The organism is Streptomyces sp. NPDC054813, from assembly GCF_053611365.1.
Map to the genome: position 1 here is coordinate 367291 of NZ_JBSHAF010000005.1, position 18288 is coordinate 385578.

An 18288-nucleotide genomic window follows, 5' to 3' on the forward strand; every position below is an offset into this window, starting at 1 on the left:
CCTGACATGCCGAAGAAGTCGAAGAAGCAGCAGTCCGGCGGCGGCACCCCGGCGACGGTGGCCCTGACCGCGGCGGGCGTGGACTTCACCGTCCACTCCTACGACCACGACCCCTCCCACCCGTCCTACGGCGAGGAGGCGGCGGAGGCGATGGGCGTGTCCCCCGACCGGGTCTTCAAGACCCTGGTCGCGGACGTCGACGGCGCACTCACGGTCGCGGTGGTGCCGGTGGCCGGCAGCCTGGACCTGAAGGCCCTGGCGACGGCGGTCGGCGGCAAACGCGCGGCGATGGCGGACCCGGCCCTGGCCGAGCGCACGACGGGCTACGTCCGCGGCGGCATCTCCCCGCTGGGCCAGCGCAAGAAGCTCCCCACGGTCCTGGACGCGTCGGCGTCCTCCCACCCCACGATCTGCGTCTCGGCGGGCCGCCGCGGCCTGGAGGTCGAGCTGTCCCCGGCGTCCCTGGCCGACCTGACGGACGCGACCGTGGCACCCATCGGGCGTGCGTGACCTCTCGACGAAGCTCCCGTTCTCGGTTAATTACGGGAGACATGTCAAAGAAGACACGGAAACGGAAGTGGCGCACGAAGAAGGGCCACGCGAACCACGGTCGCCGTCCGGCATAGAGGGTGGGAGCACGGGCGGACTGCCGACCACGGCCCGCCGCGGCCGGATCGCGCAGTTCCCCGCGCCCGTGAGCCCCGCAGCCGGTCCGCACCCCCACCACTCAGCCCGTCCGGCGTCCGAGCACGAGGCCCTTCAGGCACCACTCAGCCCGTCCGGCGTCTGAGCACGAGGCCCTTCAGGCACCACTCAGCCCGTCCCGCGTCTAAACAGGAGGCCGTTCAGGCACCACTCAGCCCGTCCGGCGTTTGAGGACGAGGCCGTTCAGGCCGATGCGGGGGTCTGGGGGCGGCAGCCACCAGGGGCGGGGGTCGAAGGGGGCCGAGCCCCCTGGGGGATGGGACGGGTAAGGGCGGCGGGGGCGGAGAACTACGCCGGCGGAGCCGCGTACGGTCCGTCCTCGTAGGGCGGCTCCGGATCCCGCGGGCCGAACAACGCCGTCAGCCCCAGATGCACCACCAACGCCGACAGGGACCACGCCAGCAACGCCCCCTTCGCCCCCAACTTCAGCGGCGCCGAGAACGTGACCCCCTTGCCCACGGCCTTCGCGTGCGCGATCACGTCCTGCTCCGGCCCCAGCCATACCCCAAGCCGCCACGCCAGCAGCGACCCGAGCACTCCCCCGATCCCCAGCGCCACCACCAGCGGCACGCCCCCGCGCCGCTGCCACAGGAACACCACCGCCGCGGTCACCGCCCCGAACGCCAGCGCCAGCAGCGTGAACGTCCCGTCCACCCCCACCGCCTGCTCGCCCTCGGTGTCCTCGAGGTAGACCACCCAGCCCTTGGTGGTGTGGTCCCCCACCAGCGGGACGTGCGGCGCCAGCCACAGCCACAGCAGCCCGAGCAGCACCCCGCTCACCGCGAGCACGAGAACGATCACCGTGGCCTGACGCAGCTCGGTCTTCATCCCGGGACCGTCCTGTCCGTACGATGCTTCGACCGTCCCGGCAGGCGGCGGCGCCTGCCAGGCCTGGTGTGAGGACTGGTCGTGCGGCGGCGGAGGCGGCGTCAACGGTGCGGTCACCCTGACATCGTGCCAGGTCGGCCTGTGCGGCGCGTCACCGGACGGCGGCCCGGCGATACGCCCAGGTGGCGACGGCCAGCGAGACGACCCCCACCCCGGCACACACGCCCAGATCAGCAAGGACGACGGCCCAGTCGGGCCGCGCCCCGAAGGTCCGGGCGTAGGCCTCCACGCCGTACGTCGAAGGCAGCAGGTCACGCGCGAACTGGATGATCCCCGGCATCCGGTCCGGCGGCAGCACGCCGAGCAGCAGTGCCGCCGACATGCCCAACTGCCCCAGCAGCGTGGCGAGTTCAGGCCGGGGCGCGAGCAGCCCGCAGGCGGCGCCGAGCCCGGACAGGGCGGCCCCCGCCAGCGGGATCACGGCCAGCAGAATCCACAGGTTGCTCAGCGGCAGCCCGAACAGCACACACCCGAAGACGGCCGTCACCAGCGTCCCCGGCACGGTGAAGGAGGCGTACGCCGCGGCCGCCCCGAGCACCACGGAGGCCGGCGGCACCGGCAGCGTGGCGTAGTGGTCGAGGCCACCGCTCGCCCGCAGCTGCCCGAAGTACTGCGCGAGCAGGTTCAGAGCCACATAGGCGACGACGACCACCGACGACCCCGCCACCACGGACTGGGCCTCGCCCCGGCTGTCCACCACCCCGCGCATCATGATCATGATGCCGACGGACTGGAAGGTCGCGACGAACAGCAACGGGATCCGCGCCACCCGGGCACGGGACAGCTGCGCCCGGTAGACGGCCGCCAGCGACGGCCACAGACGCGCACGCGGGCCCAGCTCGGCCGCCGCGCGCGGCGCCGTCTCCTCCAGGGCCAGGGCACCGCCCGGCAGAACCTCCGCGGGTACGACACTCACGTCGCGCAGCTCCTCTTCCCAACGGCATCCACGGCACGTACGGCCGCCGCGCCTTCCCGTACGGGCCCGGTCGCCCCGGCGTTCACGCTCATGCCTTCACCAGCCCCTGCCGTGCGGCGCCGCCCAGCGCCAGATAGACGTCCTCCAGGCTGGGCGTGGCGAGGGTGAAGTCGTCGAGGGCCGCGAAGGCTGCCCCGCCGGTCACCGTGGCGACGACGGCACGCGCCTCCTCGGGCGCGAGCCGCAGCGTCCAGCGCCGGCCGGACTCGACGGCACGCTCGCGCAGGACGGCCACCTCGGGCACCTCCAGCGGGGCCCGCTCCCGCCACACCAGTTCCACCCGCACCTCGCCGGCGACCCGCTCCTTGAGCCCGGCCGGGGTGTCACAGGCGATGACCCGCCCTTGGTCGAGCACGGCGACCCGGTCGAGCACCGTCTCGGCCTCGATCACGTTGTGGGTGACCAGGACGACGGTCGCGCCGTGCTCGGCCCGCCGCCGGTCGACAGCGGCCCACACGGCCCGCCTGGCCACCGGGTCCATCCCGGTCGTCGGTTCGTCGAGCACCAGCAGCGGCCGCTGTCCGACCAGCGCCGCGGCGAAGCAGGCCAGCCGCCGCTGGCCTCCGGAGAGTTTCTTGATCGCCCGCCCGGCGAGGGGCGCGAGCCCCAGCTCCGCCAGCACCGCGTCCCGCTCGGCACGGGCCTGCCGTACGTCCAGGCCGCGCAGCCGCCCGGTGGTCTCGGCGGCGAGGGACACGGTCAGCTCGTCGAGGGCGCTGGACTCCTGGCCGAGGTAGGCGAGGATCCGCGCGGCCCGCTCGGGATGCCGCACGATGTCGTGCCCAAGGATCTCGACGGTGCCGGCGTCGGGCCGCAACAGCCCGGTGAGCTGTCGTACGAGGGTGGACTTGCCGGCTCCGTTCGGCCCGAGCAGCCCGAAGATCTCCCCGCGCCGGACATCGAGGTCCACCCGGTCGGTGGCCCGGACCTCGGGCACCGCGGGAGTCCCACGCCGCCCTTTGACCGCGGCGTAGGTCTTCGTCAGCCCACGCACGGCACACACCACGTCGCTCTGCTGCCGAAGTGCCCGACCCACGCCCGTACTCACAAGGGACGAGACTACGGGGTCGGCCCCGTTTACTCGCCTTTGGGGCCGTCGGCTTCACGACCCCGGGGCCGACTCATTCGGCCGGCGCATGCTCCGCGGCCCCCGCCGGCACGTCGATCTCGCGCCAGAACCCCGCCCGAATGGCGTACCGGTCGTGCTCGTCGATCTGGTCGTCCTTGTGCGCCAGCAGCCCGAACCGGGCCGCGTACCGCAACAGCTCCCCGTCGATCCGATGCGGAATCCGCGGGTACATCCCGGACAGCTTCTGCACGTGGTTCTGGTCGCCCAGCCGCGAGATCCACCGCCGTGCGAACACCTGCCCGACCTCGTACGGATCCCCGCCGACGGTCGTGATGTCCTCCTCGCGGTCGGCCCACCGCTGCTCCGCGGTCGTCAGCTGGGCCAGTGTCGGCATGACGACGGCCTCCGCGGGCTCCGCGACGGCGCCCGGCCGGTCCACCCACCCCTTGTCGGAGGACCACCGCAGGGTCGCCGTGGTCGGCGGATGCTGCACCGGCGGCTGCGCGCCCGGCGCCCGCAGCGCGGCGAGGTCCTTCGGCGTGGGCACCCCCTTGGGCGCCGGCACCCGCTCGGCCGCCCCGTTCTCCGCCGCGCCCGCCACGGGCGCCCGCTCGGCCTCGTCGGCCCCCGGCTCGGCCGCGGCCGACAGCCCCGAGTCGGGCAGCGGCGCGGAGAGGATCGCGGCGATCTCCGGCCGCGGCGCCGGCGGTGGCGCGCAGACCGCGGTCAGCTCCTTCGCCCGTACCGCCTGGGTGATCCACGCGCGGTCCAGGACCCGCCGCTCGTCGGCCTCCGCGACCAGGTCCTCGGACTGGTTGTAGTCCCCGTCAGCGGCCTGCACGGCCCACAGGTGCACGGCGACCCCGTGCTCCTTGGCGGCCATCATGCCCGGCAGCAGATCGCCGTCGCCGGTCACCAGCACGACGTCCGAGCAGGCGCGGTTGCGGGCCAGCTCGGTCAGCTCCGCGTGCATGGCCGCGTCCACGCCCTTCTGGGCCCAGCGTCCGTCGCTGCGGGTCAGCGCGCCGAGCCGGACGGTGACCCGGGGCATCACGCGCAGCCGGCGGTGTTCCGGCTGCGGGACGCGGTCGGGGGCGCCGTCGAACCAGTAGATGCGCAGCAGTGGACGCTCGGTGTCGGATTCCGCGCGGTCGCGCAGCGCCTGGATGAGCGCGGCGTGGTCGACGGTGATCCGGGATCGGGAGGGCTCACCGGCGAGGAGACTGGCGGCGGCACCCAGCAGATACCCGGCGTCCACCAGGACAATGCAGCGGTCCACGCGACTCACCCTCTTTCCGGGAGGTTTGCTTTCGGGGCTTCCTTCGAGTCTGCCCGACGGCGCGGGGGTTAACGGCCCGAACTCGATCTTCGGCGTGGCGTTTCGGCACCTCGCTCTCCGACAAACCCTGTCACACACGGTAATTATCCGAAATGCGTCTGTTGTCAGCCTATGTGAGTCTGAATTCGGCCCCTAGATCCCCCACAGGAGGCAGATCACCATGGCCAAGAACAAGAACCGCAAGGGTGGCTCTCAGAACCGCACCCCGCAGACCGAGCAGACCCACGAGCACCCGCAGCGTACGTCGACGGAGTCCCAGGACTCGCCGGTGTCGCACATCCAGGGCAGCCCGGCGGATGTTGCTCGCAAGAAGCAGAAGAGCTTCGGCCACAACTGAGCGGACTGACCAGGTCCCACCGGGCTGTTGAAGCCCAGGCACGCAGGAGGGGCGCACCCGGTGCGGGTGCGCCCCTTCCGCGCGCGTACGACCGGAAAACCTATCCGGCCAGGCAGGACGGGCCGAGCAGCACCTTCAGGTCACCGAACAGCGCCGGGTCCGGCTTCACCCGGTGCCGGTCGAGGCGCAGCACGGTCGTCTTGGTCGGCCCCTGGAGCTTGATCCGGACCTCGCTGTCGCCCTTGTGGTGGCTGAGGATCTCGCCGAGGCGGCTGACCATCGGCGGGGTGATCCGGGTGGCGGGGATGGTGAGGATCACGGGCGCGTTGGCGCCCGCGGCGGACAGGTCCGGGATCGCCAGCTCCATCGCCACCAGGCGGGGCACGTCCTCGCGCTTGTCGAGGCGGCCCTTGACGAACACGACCGCGTCCTCGACGAGTTGGGTCGAGATGAGCTGGTAGGTCGCCGGGAAGAACATGCACTCGATGGAGCCCGCGAGGTCCTCGACGGTGGCGATCGCCCAGGCGTTGCCCTGCTTGGTCATCTTGCGCTGCAGGCCGGAGATGATGCCGCCGATGGTGACGACCGCGCCGTCGGCGTGCTCGCCGCCGGTCAGCTGAGCGATACCCGCGTCGGCCTTGTCGGAGAGCACGTGCTCCAGACCGAAGAGCGGGTGGTCGGAGACGTACAGACCGAGCATCTCCCGCTCCTGGGCGAGCAGATAGGTCTTGTCCCACTCGTCGGTGGTGAACTCCACGTCGAGGCCGAACCCGGGCTCGTTGCTCTCGGCCTCGCCCATCCCGCCGAAGAGGTCGAACTGGCCCTCGGCCTCCTTGCGCTTGACCTGGACCACGTTGTCGATCATCGGCTCGTACTGGGCGGTGAGGCCCTTGCGGGTGTGCCCGAGCGCGTCGAACGCGCCCGCCTTGATGAGGGATTCCGTGGTCCGCTTGTTGCAGGCGGTGGCGTCGACCTTGTCCAGGTAGTCGGGGAAGGAGGCGAACTTCCCCTTCGCCTTGCGGGCCTTGATGATCGACTCCACGACGCCCGTGCCGACGTTGCGGACGGCCTCCAGGCCGAAGAGGATCACGTCGTCGCCCTGGGCGGCGAAGTTGTGCACCGACTCGTTGACGTTCGGCGGAAGCACCTTGATGCCCATGCGGCGGCACTCGTTGAGGTAGACGGCCGACTTGTCCTTGTCGTCCTTGACCGAGGTGAGCAGCCCGGCCATGTACTCGGCGGGGTGGTTCGCCTTCAGATAGGCGGTCCAGTACGAGACCAGGCCGTACGCGGCGGAGTGCGCCTTGTTGAACGCGTATCCGGCGAAGGGGACCAGCACGTCCCACAGAGCCTGGATGGCCTCGTCGCTGAAGCCCTTGTCCCGGGCGCCCTTCTGGAAGAGGACGAAGTTCTTAGCCAGTTCGTCGGGCTTCTTCTTGCCCATCACGCGGCGCAGGATGTCGGCCTCGCCGAGCGAGTAGCCGGCGATGATCTGGGCGGCCTTCTGCACCTGCTCCTGGTAGACGATCAGGCCGTAGGTGACGGCCAGGACCTCTTCCAGGGGCTCCTCCAGCTCCTTGTGGATCGGGGTGATCTCCTGGAGCTTGTTCTTGCGCAGCGCGTAGTTGGTGTGCGAGTCCATGCCCATCGGGCCGGGACGGTAGAGCGCGGAGACGGCGGAGATGTCTTCGAAGTTGTCGGGCTTCATCAGGCGCAGCAGCGAGCGCATGGGGCCGCCGTCGAACTGGAAGACGCCGAGGGTGTCGCCGCGCTGGAGGAGTTCGAAGGTCTTCGGGTCGTCGAGCGGCAGGGCCAGCAGGTCGAGGTCGATGCCCTTGTTGGACTTCACCATCTTGACGGCGTCGTCCATGATCGTCAGGTTGCGCAGGCCGAGGAAGTCCATCTTCAGCAGGCCGAGCGACTCGCACTGCGGGTAGTCCCACTGCGTGATGGTCACGCCGTCGGTGTGCCGCACCCAGATCGGGGCGTGGTCGACGATGGGCTCGCTGGACATGATCACGCCGGCCGCGTGCACACCCATCTGCCGGACCAGGCCCTCGACGCCCTTGGCGGTGTCGATGACCTTCTTGACGTCCGGCTCGTTCTCGTACATCCCGCGGATCTCGCCCGCCTCGTTGTACCGCGGGTGCGAGGGGTTGGTGATGCCGTCCAGGTCGATGCCCTTGCCGAGGACGTCGGCGGGCATCGCCTTGGTGAGGCGGTCGCCCATCGCGTACGGGTAGCCCAGCACACGCGCGGAGTCCTTGATGGCGTTCTTGGCCTTGATCTTGCCGTAGGTGCCGATCATGGCGACCTTGTCGGCGCCGTACTTCTCGGTCACGTACCTGATCACCTCGACGCGCCGGCGCTCGTCGAAGTCGATGTCGACATCGGGCATGGAGACGCGCTCGGGGTTGAGGAACCGCTCGAAGATCAGACCGTGCGGGATCGGGTCGAGGTCGGTGATGCCCATGGCGTAGGCGACGATCGAACCGGCCGCGGAACCTCGGCCGGGGCCGACCGCGATGCCGTTGTTCTTGGCCCACATGATGAAGTCGGCGACCACCAGGAAGTAGCCCGGGAACCCCATCTGGATGATGACGTCCAGCTCGTACTCGACCTGCTTCTGGCGGTCGTCCGGGACGCCGCCGGGGAAGCGGCGCTCCATGCCCCGGCGGACCTCCTCCTTGAACCAGGTGACCTCGGTGTAGCCGTCGGGGATGTCGAACTTCGGCATGAGGTTCTTCGCCTCGAACATGCCGGTGGTGTCGACCATCTCGGCGACCAGGAGCGTGTTGGCGCAGCCCTGCTGCCAGGCGTCCGAGGAGTCGACGGCGTACATCTCGTCCGTGGACTTCAGGTAGTAGCCGGTGCCGTCGAACTTGAAGCGGTCCGGGTCGGAGAGGTTCTTGCCGGTCTGGATGCACAGCAGGGCGTCGTGGGCGGTCGCCTCGTGCGCGTACGTGTAGTGCGAGTCGTTCGTCACCAGCGGCGGGATGCCGAGCTTCTTGCCGATCTCCAGGAGGCCGTCGCGGACCCGGTGCTCGATCTCGATGCCGTGGTCCATCAGCTCCAGGAAGTAGCGGTCCTTGCCGAAGATGTCCTGGTAGTCGGCGGCCGCCTTCAGGGCCTCGTCGTACTGGCCGAGGCGGAGCCGGGTCTGGAGCTCGCCGGAGGGGCAGCCGGTAGAGGCGACGATCCCCTCGGACCACTGGGAGATCGTCTCCTTGTCCATCCGGGGCCACTTCTGCAGCCAGCCCTCGGCGTAGGCGTCGGAGGAGAGCCGGAAGAGGTTGTGCAGGCCGGTGCTGTTCACCGCCCACATCGTCTTGTGGGTGTAACCACCGGAACCGGAGACGTCGTCCCGCTTCTGGTGCGGCTGGCCCCACTGGATCTTGCGCTTGTTGCGCCGCGACTCGGGCGCGACGTACGCCTCGATCCCGATGATCGGGGTGACTCCGGCCTTCTGCGCGGTGTGGAAGAAGTCGTACGCCCCGTGCAGGTTGCCGTGGTCGGACATGGCGATGTGCGTCATGCCCATCTCGTTGCAGGCGTTGAACATGTCCTTCAGCCGCGCGGCACCGTCCAGCAGCGAGTACTGGGTGTGGACGTGCAGGTGCGTGAACGGCGGCTTTGACACGGTTTCGGCCTCCAGAGGAAACAAGCGTCGACGATCTTCCGACCGACTGCGGACCGACTGCGGACAGTCTGGTGGGACGGCGAAATCCTATGCCTCGGCACTGACAATCCGCCCGCCACCCCGCGTACCTTCAGGCGAAGAAAGCGGGCACTCCCCCGGGCCTTCGCACGTTGGCCCCAAGGAGAGATCCGCCCCACATGTCACGCACCACCCGTACCAGGAGGCACCCAGCGATGCCGGTCCCCCAGCTCAACGGCGAGCAGCGCGGCGAGGAGATCCTCGCCGTCTTCGACACCGCCTTCGGCGAGCTCCTGGCCGCCGACCCGGCCGCGTTCCGCGTGAAGTTCCGGAAGATGGCGGCCTCGGCCTTCGCCTTCTACCGGGGCACGGCGGCGCTCTTCTACCACGACGTGGACGCCGAGAAGCGCGGCGGCCCGTTCCTGGACGAGCGCACCTCGCGCGTGTGGATCCACGGCGACCTGCACGCGGAGAACTTCGGCACGTACATGGACTCCAACGGCCGCCTGGTCTTCAACGTCAACGACTTCGACGAGGCCTACGTCGGCCCCTTCACCTGGGACCTGAAGCGCTTCTCCGCCTCCATCGCGCTGATCGGGTACGCGAAGGCGCTCAGCGACGAGCAGATCACCGAGTTGGTGGAGGTGTACGCGGGCGCGTACCGGGAGCGGATCCACGCGCTGGCGACCGGCGCCAAGAGCGACGAGGTGCCGCCGTTCACCCTGGACAGCGCCGAAGGCCCGCTGCTCGGCGCGCTGCGCGCGGCCCGCTCGCTGACCCGCTTCGAGCTGCTGGACTCGATGACGGAGATCCGCGACTGGGAGCGCCGCTTCGCCTCCGGCGGCGGCTCCATCGAGCTGGACGCCGCCACCCGCTACAAGGTCCTCGCCGCCTTCGACGGCTACCTGGAGACGCTTCCGGAGTCGTCCCTGTCCCGCCCGGACTCCTACCGCGTGAAGGACGTCGTCGGCCGGCGCGGCATCGGCATCGGCTCGGCCGGCCTGCCGTCGTACAACATCCTCCTGGAGGGCTCCACGGACGCCCTGGAGAACGACGTCGTGATCTACATCAAGCAGGCCCAGACCCCGGCCGTCTCTCGGCACATCATGGACCCGGCGATCCGCGACTACTTCCAGCACGAGGGCCACCGCACGGTGATCTCCCAGCGCGCCCTGCAGGCGCACGCCGACCCGTGGCTGGGCTGGACCGAGCTGGACGGCTCCGGGCAGCTGGTCGCCGAGGTGTCGCCGTACGCGGTGGACCTGGACTGGAGCGACATCGACGACCCGGAGGAGATCGCGGCGGTCGTCGCGGACCTCGGCCGGGCCACGGCCTCGATGCACTCGGCGGCCGACGACCAGTCCGGTGAGTCCCTGGTGCCGTTCTCCACCGAGCGGGCCATCGACGCGGCGATCGCGGCGGACCCCGACGACGGCGCGGGCTTCGATCAGCTCCTTGTGGACTTCGCGCACAGCTACGGCGCACGCGCGCGTGCCGACCACCAGATCTTCGTCGACCTGTTCCGCAACGGCCGGATTCCGGGGCTGTAACCTTCACGGATTCACAGGGCTCTTTTAGGGGTCCCTTACATGAGTACGTGACAGACTCTCCACCGCTATGGACATATCCGGGACCCAGCTCAGAGCCGTGCGCGCGGCGCTGTTCACGGCCTTCGTCGTGACGCTCAGCACCGCGTCGCACGTGCTGCTGTCCCGGGCCCCGCTGCCGTTCACCACGGTGGCCGCGGTCGCCGCCGGGGTGTTCGTCACGGCGTACGCGCTGGCGGGCCGCGAGCGCGGCTTCGGCCGGATCGCGGCCCTGCTCATCCCGCTGGAACTGGCCGCCGACACGGTCTTCACCACCGGCCAGCACGCCTGCTACGGCCGGGCGGGCGGCCCCATCGCCGGCCCGCTGCGCGCGGTCGGCTTCGACGTGCTGTGCCACGGCGGCGCCGTCGGCACCCCGCTCGCTCAGATGACCGGCGGCTCCCGGGCCACCGCGGCGCTCGCCCACGCCGACCCGACCGCGGCCTGGCTGCTGCTCGCCGCACATGTCGGCGTCGGCCTGCTGGCCGCCGCCTGGCTGCGCCGCGGCGAGCGCGCCCTGACCCAGCTGCTGCGCGCGGTCGCCGCCACCACCTTCCGGCCGCTGCTCCTCGCGGTCGCCGCGGGCACGGTCCGGCTGGTCCCGGTACGACGACTGCCGCGTCCGGCGCCGCGTACGGCCGCCGCCCGCGACCTGGTGCTCGTGCACTCCCTGGGACGGCGTGGACCGCCGTGCTCCCGGGCGCTCGCCCTGCCCTTCGCCTGAGCGCCCCTCCCTCACGAGCACGCCCCTCGTTCGAGCACGACGAGTCCCCCACACGTATCCCGCGTACGACATGTGCGCGTCCCATATGGAGATCACCAACATGAGCAAGCGGAACAGCCAGTCCGCCAAGAACGCGGCCCGGGAGCGACTGCGCGTCGAGCGCGAGAAGCAGGCCAAGCGCGCCAAGGTCAAGCGCCAGGTCATCGTGGCCTGCTCGGTCGTGGCCGTGCTGGCCGCGGCGGGCGGCATAGGTTACGCCGTCGTCCAGGCCAACAAGCCCGGCTACTGGGAAGACGAGAAGGACGCCAAGGTCGTCGCCCCGGCCAACACCACGGGCACGGACGGCACCACGGTCGTCATCGGCAAGTCCACCGCCAAGAAGACCCTCAAGGTCTACGAGGACCCGCGCTGCCCGGTCTGCGCCCAGTTCGAGCAGACCGTCGGCTCCACGGTGAAGAAGGACATCGACGACGGCAAGTTCAAGATCCAGTACATCGGCGGCACGTTCATCGACGGCGACTCGCTGGGCAAGGACAAGATCGGCACCAACGGCGAGGGCTCCAAGAACACGATGAGCGCCATGGGCGCCGCGCTGAACGTCAGTCCCGAGGCGTTCCTGGAGTACAAGACCGCGCTGTACTCCACGAAGTGGCACCCCGAGGAGACGGACGACAAGTTCAAGAACGACAGCTACCTCATCCAGGTCGCCAACACCGTCCCGGCGCTGAAGAACAACAAGACCTTCCAGGACGCCGTGAAGTCCGGCAAGTACGACGCCTGGGCTCTCGCCATGTCGAAGACCTTCGACACCAACAAGGACGGCGTGACGGGCACCCCGAGCTTCGTCATGGACGGCAAGAAGCTCACGGCCGACTCCAGCGGCAACCCGCCGATGACCGTCGCGGCCTTCAACTCCGTGGTGGACGCGGCTCTCAAGGCGTAACCCGCCGCTGTGCACAGGTACAGCACCAGCTCCGGGTGAAGAGCAGGCGAACTTTTTCTGGTTCGCCTGCTCTTGTTCATACTGGTCAGTAACCTGATCGGACGTGACCAGTCGATACAGATCAACTCAGGCTTCCGAGGGTGCCAACTCCCTCTCCCCGCGCCGCCGTACGGTCGTGAAGGCCGCGGCGGCGACGGCTGTCCTGGCCGCCCCGCTCGCCGCCGCGCTGCCGGCCCGGGCCGCCTCGGACGCCCCCGCCTTCCTGCATGGCGTCGCCTCCGGCGACCCGCTGCCCGACGGCGTCCTGCTGTGGACCCGGGTGACGCCGAGCGCCGACGCGACCCCGGGCTCCGGTGTCGGCGCCGACACCGAGGTCAGCTGGGTCGTCGCCACCGACAAGGCGCTGACCAACGTCGTCTCCCGCGGCTCCACCACCGCGACCGCCGCCTCCGACCACACCGTCAAGGCCGACATCCGCGGCCTCGCCCCGGCCACCGACTACTGGTTCCGCTTCTCGGCCGGCGGCACGGACTCCGCGGTGGCGCGCACCCGCACCGCCCCGGCGGCCGACGCCGCCGTCTCCGGCCTGCGCTTCGGTGTCGTCTCCTGCGCCAACTGGGAGGCCGGCTACTTCGCCTCCTACCGTCACCTGGCGGCCCGGGGCGACCTGGACGCGTGGCTGCACCTCGGCGACTACATCTACGAGTACGGCACCGGCGAGTACGGCACCCGGGACACCGTGGTCCGCCAGCACGCGCCGACCCACGAGATCATCACCCTCGCCGACTACCGCACCCGGCACGGCAAGTACAAGACCGACACCGACCTGCAGGCCCTGCACCTCAAGGCGCCGGTCATCGCGATCTGGGACGACCACGAGTTCGCCAACGACTCCTGGTCCGGCGGTGCCGAGAACCACACCGAGGGCGCCGAGGGCACCTGGACGGCCCGTCAGGCCGCCGCCAAGCAGGCCTACTTCGAGTGGATGCCGGTCCGCCCGGCCATCGCCGGCACCACCTACCGCCGACTGCGCTTCGGCAAGCTCGCCGACCTCTCCCTGCTCGACCTGCGCTCCTTCCGCTCCCAGCAGGTCTCCACGGGCAGCGGCTCGGTCGACGACCCGGACCGCACCATAACCGGCCGCGCCCAGCTCGACTGGCTGAAGGCCGGACTGAAGGCCTCCGACACCACCTGGCGGCTGGTCGGCAACTCGGTGATGATCTCGCCGTTCGCCATCGGCTCGCTCTCCGCCGACCTGCTCAAGCCGCTCGCCAAGCTGCTCGGGCTGCCGCAGGACGGCCTCGCCCTCAACACCGACCAGTGGGACGGCTACACCGACGACCGCCGCGAGCTGCTGGCCCACCTGCGCTCCAACGCGATCGGCAACACGGTGTTCCTGACCGGCGACATCCACATGGCGTGGGCCAACGACGTGCCGGTGGACGCCGGCACCTACCCGCTCTCCGCCTCCGCGGCCACGGAGTTCGTGGTGACCTCGGTGACCTCCGACAACCTGGACGACATCCTCAAGGTCTCCCCGGGTGTCGTCTCCACCGTCGCCGCGCCGATCATCCAGCTGGCCAACCGCCATGTGCACTGGGTGGACACCGACCGGCACGGCTACGGCATCCTGGACATCACCGCCGCCCGGGCGCAGATGGACTACTACGTCCTCTCCGACAAGACGAAGGCCGACGCGACCTCGTCCTGGGAGCGTTCGTACCGCACCCGCAGCGGCACCCAGAAGGTCGAGCGCACCTACGACCCGGTGTAGCCGTCACCTACAGCGTGTCGAGGAAGCCGAGCGCCACCCGCCAGGTGGCCTCGGCGGCCTCCTCGTCCCAGTCCGGCAGCCCGGGGTCGGTGTAGAGGTGTCCGGCGCCCGGGTACCGGTAGATCTCCACATCGGCGCCGGCCCGGCCCATCTGCAGATACCAGGCGCTCAGCCAGTCGTCCGTCTCGAAGGCGTCCGGCTCGGCCACGTGCAGCTGGACCGGCAGCTCGTCCACCGAGGCGTTCGGCGCGATGTCCGAGGTGCCGTGCACAAGCAGCAGCCCGCGTGCCCGCTCGTCGCCCAGCGCCAGCGTCTGCGCGATCGAGGCGCCCAGCGAGAACCCCGCGTACACCAGCCCGCGCTCCGAGTACGGCGCCGCCGCCAGCACGGCCCGCTTCAGCAGCTCGTCCTTGCCGATCGACTCGTTGAACTCCATGCCCTCCTCGACCGTGTCGAACGTGCGTCCCGCGAAGAGGTCCGGCGTCCACACCTCGTGCCCCGCGGCACGCAGCCGGTCCGCGGCCTCGCGCACCGCGGGCCTGAGGCCATAGGTCGAGTGAAAGAGCATGATGTTCATGCGCCCATGGTGCCAGCCTGCGCCGACGGCCTTTGTGACGCCCTCGACACCGGTCAGCATGTTCAGGACCCCGCGGATCTGGTTACGTTCGGACCTATGGACATGGAGAACGTACTCCGCCCGCTGATCGTGGTCGGCGGCGCCGTCGTCCTCACCCTGTTGATCGGCTGGGCGACCGACCTGCTGCTGCGCAAGGCAGACGCACGGCACAGCGAGACACCCCTGTGGGGGCTGCTGCGCCGGGCCCGCATCCCCTACCAGCTGGTGCTGTGCGCGGCCCTGCTCAGAGGCTCCTACGACAAGGCCGAGCTGCTCCTGGGCCACCGGGTCGCCGTCGGTCAGATGCTGACCCTGGTGCTGATCGGGTCGGCCGCCTGGCTGGTGGTGCGGATCGCGGCGGCCGTCGTCGACACCTCGTACACCCGCTACGCCCGTGGCCACACCGACGCGGCCCGGGTCCGCCGGGTACGCACCCAGGTGTCGCTGATCATGCGGGTGGTCACGGCGATAGTCGGCGTGATGGCCGCGGCGGCGATGCTGCTGACCTTCCCGGCGATGCGCGCGGCCGGCGCCTCGCTGCTGGCCTCCGCCGGGATCCTCGGCATCGTCGCCGGTGTGGCCGCCCAGTCCACGCTGGCGAACATGTTCGCGGGTCTGCAGATCGCCTTCGGCGACATGGTGCGCCTCGGCGACACCGTCGTGGTCGACGGCGAGTGGGGCACGGTCGAGGAAATCACCCTGACCTTTCTGACGGTACGGACCTGGGACGAGCGGCGGATCACCATGCCGGTGTCGTACTTCACCTCCAAACCCTTCGAGAACTGGTCCCGGGGCACCCCGCAGATGACCGGGGTCGTCTACTGGCACCTCGACCACTCGGCGCCGATCGAGTCGATGCGCGAGAAGCTCCGGGACATCCTGCGCGAGTGCCCCGCCTGGGACGGGCGGGACTACAGCCTGGTCGTCACCGACTCCACGCCGAACACCATCCAGGTGCGGGCGCTGGTGACCGCCAAGGACTCGGACGACGTCTGGAAGGTCCGGGTCACCGTCCGCGAGCAGATGATCACCTGGCTGTCCGCCGAGCATCCCTACGCCCTGCCCCGGGTCAACACCGCCGACGCGGTCCTGTCGCCGGGCGGGATCATCCCCTCCCAGGACGGGGCGGCGGCCCGGCGTCTGCACGAGCCGCCCCGCACCGGCCGCGGCGCCTGACCGCCCCCCTTCCCGTCAGTGGCCGCGCTCGGCGCCGCCGTTGACCTGGACGATCTGCGAGGTGACGTGTCCGGCGGCCGGGGAGGCCAGCCAGTGCAGGGTGGCGGCGACGTCACCCGGTATGCCGGCCCGCCCGGTCGCCGTCTCGGCGACGAGCCGTGCCCGCCGCGCCTCCTCGACCGGGCCGCCGAAGAACTCGGTGTCCTCGACGTACCCGGGCGCGACCACGTTCACGGTGACCCCGCGCGGTCCCAGCTGCCGGGCCAGGTCGTGGGCGTACGGATGCAGGGCCGCCTTGGCGGCGGCGTAGGACCCGGTCCCCGACCCCCGGTACGCGGCGATGGAGCTGAGGAACAGCACCCGTCCGCCGGGGTCGGCGAGCCGGTCCTTCAGCGCCTCCGTGAGCAGCACGGCGGTGAGCGTGTTCTGCTGGAAGTTGCCCGTCCAGGTGCGGGCGACGGCGTCGAGCGGGTCGCCGGCCTCCGCGTCGGGCGCGAACGCGGCGTTGCCTCCGGCGCTGTGGACGAGCACGTCCACGGTGCCGATCTCGTCGGCGACGTACCGCGCCACGCCCCGTACGCCGGCCGGCTCGGTCAGATCGGCGGCGTACCAGACCGCCCCCGGCACCCCGGCCTGCTCCAGCACCTCTCTGCGCCGCCCGAGCAGCAGCACCCGATCCCCGTCGGCGGCGAACACCCGCGCCGCGGCGAGCCCGATCCCTGTTCCGCCACCACTGATCACAATGTTCCGAGCCATGATCCGAGACTACGAGCGCACCGCCGACCCCGCCTTCGGATATCCACAACGGCCATACGTTTGTATTACTGCACCTGGGGGGTGGTGGTCAGCGCAGGCTACGGACGTCCAGGTGCCGCAGCACCCGGTCCACGATCTCCGGATCCGCCCCCGGCTCGCTCCGCGCCGCAAGCACCTCGTGCCGCGCCGCGCTGAGCATCTCCTGCTGGATCCGCCGCAGCCGCTTCAACCGCTTCGCCCGCTTGTCGTGCCCCTCCCGCCGCTCGTCCTCCACCACCTCGGGGCTGATCCGGAACCCGATCTCGAAGGCCCGTCGCAGCATCTGCTCCGTCACCTCCTCCGGCAGGTCCTCGACCTGCTCGATCTCCTTCAGCCTCCGCCGTGCCGCCTTCGCCGCCCGTACCGCGAGTTCCTTCTCGAACTCCTTCTCCTGGTCGGTGTCGGCCCGTACCCCCAGTCGCTTCACCAGCCACGGCAGGGTCAGCCCCTGGAGCACCAGCGTCGCCATGATCACGCCGAACGCGATGAAGACGATCTCGTCCCGGTCCGGGAAGGGGGATCCGTCGTCGATGTTCAGCGGAACGGCCAGAGCCAGCGCCACCGACGCCACCCCGCGCATCCCGGACCACCACATCACCACGGTCTCCCGCCAGCTGGTCGGGATCTCCTCGTCGTAGTCCCGCCGGGCGTGCAGCCGCTTGGTCAGCCAGGTCGCCGGCATCAGCCACACCAGCCGGACCACCACGACCACGCCCACGATCGCGGCCGCCCAGCCGAGCAGTTCGCCCCAGCGGCCGGACGCCGTACGGATCGCGTTGTGCAGTTCCAGGCCGATCAGCCCGAACGCGACCCCGGTGACGAGCGTGTCGACGATGTCCCAGAAGGTGTATCCGGCGAGCCGGGTCATCACGTCGTCGGCGTCGGTGGCGTACTCGGCGATGAACAGCGCCGTGGTGAGCACGGCGAGCACCCCGGAGCCGTGCAGTTCCTCGGCGAGGACGTAGGAGACGTAAGGGACCAGCAGGGTCAGGCCGATCTGGAGGGTCGCGTCGCCGAGCACGTCCATCAGCTTGTTCGCGCCCCAGCCGAGCACCAGCCCCACCGCGACCGCGACCACGGCGGAGAGCAGGAAGTCCAGCCCGGCCCGCCAGGGCGAGAACGTGCCGCTGACCACGGCGGCGATCGCCACGTGGTAGAGCACGATGGCCGTGACGTCGTTGAAGAGGCCCTCGCCCTCCAGGATCGACACCAGCCGGCGCGGCAGCCCGAGCTGCCCGGCGACGGCGGTCGCGGCGACCGGGTCGGGCGGTGCGACCAGCGCGCCCAGCGCCACGGCGGCGGCGATCGGCAGCCCGGGCACGATCGCGCTGGCGACGACGGCCACGCACACCGTGGTGACGAACACCAGGGCCACCGCGAGCAGGAAGATCGGCCGCTTGTTGGCCGTGAACTGGCGCCAGGAGGTCCGCCGTACGGCGGCGTAGAGCAGCGGTGGCAGCAGGCCGGGCAGGATCAGCTCGGGCGGGATGTTCACGTTCGGCACGAAGTCGGCCACCGCGAGGACGATCCCGAACAGGGTCATCAGCACGGGCGCCGGCAGCCCCAGCCGGTCCCCCACCGGGACGCTCACCAGAGCCCCGAGCAGCAGCACGAACAACAGGGCCAACTGATCCACGGCCAGCGCTCCGGGAGTCGACGATCACACGGCGGGCCTCAAGCCTGCCATGCGATCTTCCGGCAC

At 70.5% G+C, this 18288-nt stretch carries 15 protein-coding genes; 7 read left to right on the forward strand and 8 right to left on the reverse strand.

The window, feature by feature from the left end; all coding sequences use genetic code 11:
- Window positions 1-6 precede the first annotated feature (6 nt).
- Window positions 7-510, forward strand: coding sequence for a Cys-tRNA(Pro) deacylase (gene ybaK, locus ACWGJB_RS12595; RefSeq protein ID WP_453380163.1), 504 nt, complete (start codon window positions 7-9; stop codon window positions 508-510).
- Between the two features lie 483 nt (window positions 511-993).
- Here the strand turns inward: ybaK and ACWGJB_RS12600 are convergent, their stop codons facing one another.
- The 4 genes from ACWGJB_RS12600 to ACWGJB_RS12615 form a co-directional block, all read right to left on the reverse strand.
- Window positions 994-1650: an AAA family ATPase gene (locus ACWGJB_RS12600; protein ID WP_453380164.1), complete on the reverse strand. Its 657-nt coding sequence runs from the start codon at window positions 1648-1650 to the stop codon at window positions 994-996.
- Between the two features lie 34 nt (window positions 1651-1684).
- Window positions 1685-2509, reverse strand: a complete 825-nt coding sequence (locus ACWGJB_RS12605; RefSeq protein ID WP_360482220.1) for an ABC transporter permease — start codon at window positions 2507-2509, stop codon at window positions 1685-1687.
- An 88-nt stretch (window positions 2510-2597) separates the two neighbouring features.
- A complete protein-coding gene (locus ACWGJB_RS12610; protein WP_453380288.1) occupies window positions 2598-3572 on the reverse strand; it encodes an ABC transporter ATP-binding protein in 975 nt (324 codons plus the stop codon).
- 118 nt (window positions 3573-3690) lie between these two features.
- The gene (locus tag ACWGJB_RS12615) at window positions 3691-4917 is read right to left on the reverse strand and encodes an NYN domain-containing protein (protein ID WP_453380165.1); all 1227 of its coding nucleotides are present in this window, start codon (window positions 4915-4917) and stop codon (window positions 3691-3693) included.
- 220 nt (window positions 4918-5137) lie between these two features.
- Between ACWGJB_RS12615 and ACWGJB_RS12620 the strand changes: the two genes are divergently transcribed.
- Window positions 5138-5314 (forward strand): hypothetical protein, encoded by a 177-nt coding sequence (locus ACWGJB_RS12620; RefSeq protein WP_453380166.1) that lies wholly within the window; start codon window positions 5138-5140, stop codon window positions 5312-5314.
- A gap of 100 nt (window positions 5315-5414) precedes the next feature.
- Here the strand turns inward: ACWGJB_RS12620 and dnaE are convergent, their stop codons facing one another.
- Window positions 5415-8954: a DNA polymerase III subunit alpha gene (dnaE, locus tag ACWGJB_RS12625; RefSeq protein WP_453380167.1), complete on the reverse strand. Its 3540-nt coding sequence runs from the start codon at window positions 8952-8954 to the stop codon at window positions 5415-5417.
- A 233-nt stretch (window positions 8955-9187) separates the two neighbouring features.
- Between dnaE and ACWGJB_RS12630 the strand changes: the two genes are divergently transcribed.
- From ACWGJB_RS12630 to ACWGJB_RS12645, 4 genes are all read left to right on the forward strand, one after another.
- Entirely contained in the window at window positions 9188-10522 is a 1335-nt protein-coding gene (locus ACWGJB_RS12630; protein WP_453380168.1) for a DUF2252 domain-containing protein, read from the forward strand.
- Window positions 10523-10589: 67 nt separating this feature from the next.
- The gene (locus ACWGJB_RS12635; protein ID WP_453380169.1) at window positions 10590-11282 is read left to right on the forward strand and encodes a hypothetical protein; all 693 of its coding nucleotides are present in this window, start codon (window positions 10590-10592) and stop codon (window positions 11280-11282) included.
- A 100-nt stretch (window positions 11283-11382) separates the two neighbouring features.
- Complete coding sequence (locus ACWGJB_RS12640; protein WP_453380170.1) at window positions 11383-12225, forward strand: thioredoxin domain-containing protein; 843 nt, start codon at window positions 11383-11385, stop codon at window positions 12223-12225.
- Between the two features lie 103 nt (window positions 12226-12328).
- Window positions 12329-13999 (forward strand): alkaline phosphatase D family protein, encoded by a 1671-nt coding sequence (locus tag ACWGJB_RS12645; RefSeq protein ID WP_453380171.1) that lies wholly within the window; start codon window positions 12329-12331, stop codon window positions 13997-13999.
- A gap of 7 nt (window positions 14000-14006) precedes the next feature.
- Here ACWGJB_RS12645 and ACWGJB_RS12650 read toward each other — a convergent pair whose 3' ends face one another.
- The gene (locus ACWGJB_RS12650; protein ID WP_453380172.1) at window positions 14007-14576 is read right to left on the reverse strand and encodes a dienelactone hydrolase family protein; all 570 of its coding nucleotides are present in this window, start codon (window positions 14574-14576) and stop codon (window positions 14007-14009) included.
- A 102-nt stretch (window positions 14577-14678) separates the two neighbouring features.
- Here ACWGJB_RS12650 and ACWGJB_RS12655 point away from each other — a divergent pair, with 102 nt between their 5' ends.
- The gene (locus tag ACWGJB_RS12655) at window positions 14679-15791 is read left to right on the forward strand and encodes a mechanosensitive ion channel family protein (protein ID WP_453380289.1); all 1113 of its coding nucleotides are present in this window, start codon (window positions 14679-14681) and stop codon (window positions 15789-15791) included.
- A gap of 15 nt (window positions 15792-15806) precedes the next feature.
- Here the strand turns inward: ACWGJB_RS12655 and ACWGJB_RS12660 are convergent, their stop codons facing one another.
- Both ACWGJB_RS12660 and ACWGJB_RS12665 read right to left on the reverse strand, forming a co-directional pair.
- Window positions 15807-16547 carry an SDR family NAD(P)-dependent oxidoreductase gene (locus ACWGJB_RS12660; protein ID WP_453380173.1) on the reverse strand — a complete coding sequence of 247 codons (741 nt, stop codon included), beginning with the start codon at window positions 16545-16547 and terminating at the stop codon, window positions 15807-15809.
- A gap of 88 nt (window positions 16548-16635) precedes the next feature.
- Window positions 16636-18222 carry a Na+/H+ antiporter gene (locus tag ACWGJB_RS12665; protein ID WP_453380174.1) on the reverse strand — a complete coding sequence of 529 codons (1587 nt, stop codon included), beginning with the start codon at window positions 18220-18222 and terminating at the stop codon, window positions 16636-16638.
- Between the last annotated feature and the right edge of the window lie 66 nt (window positions 18223-18288).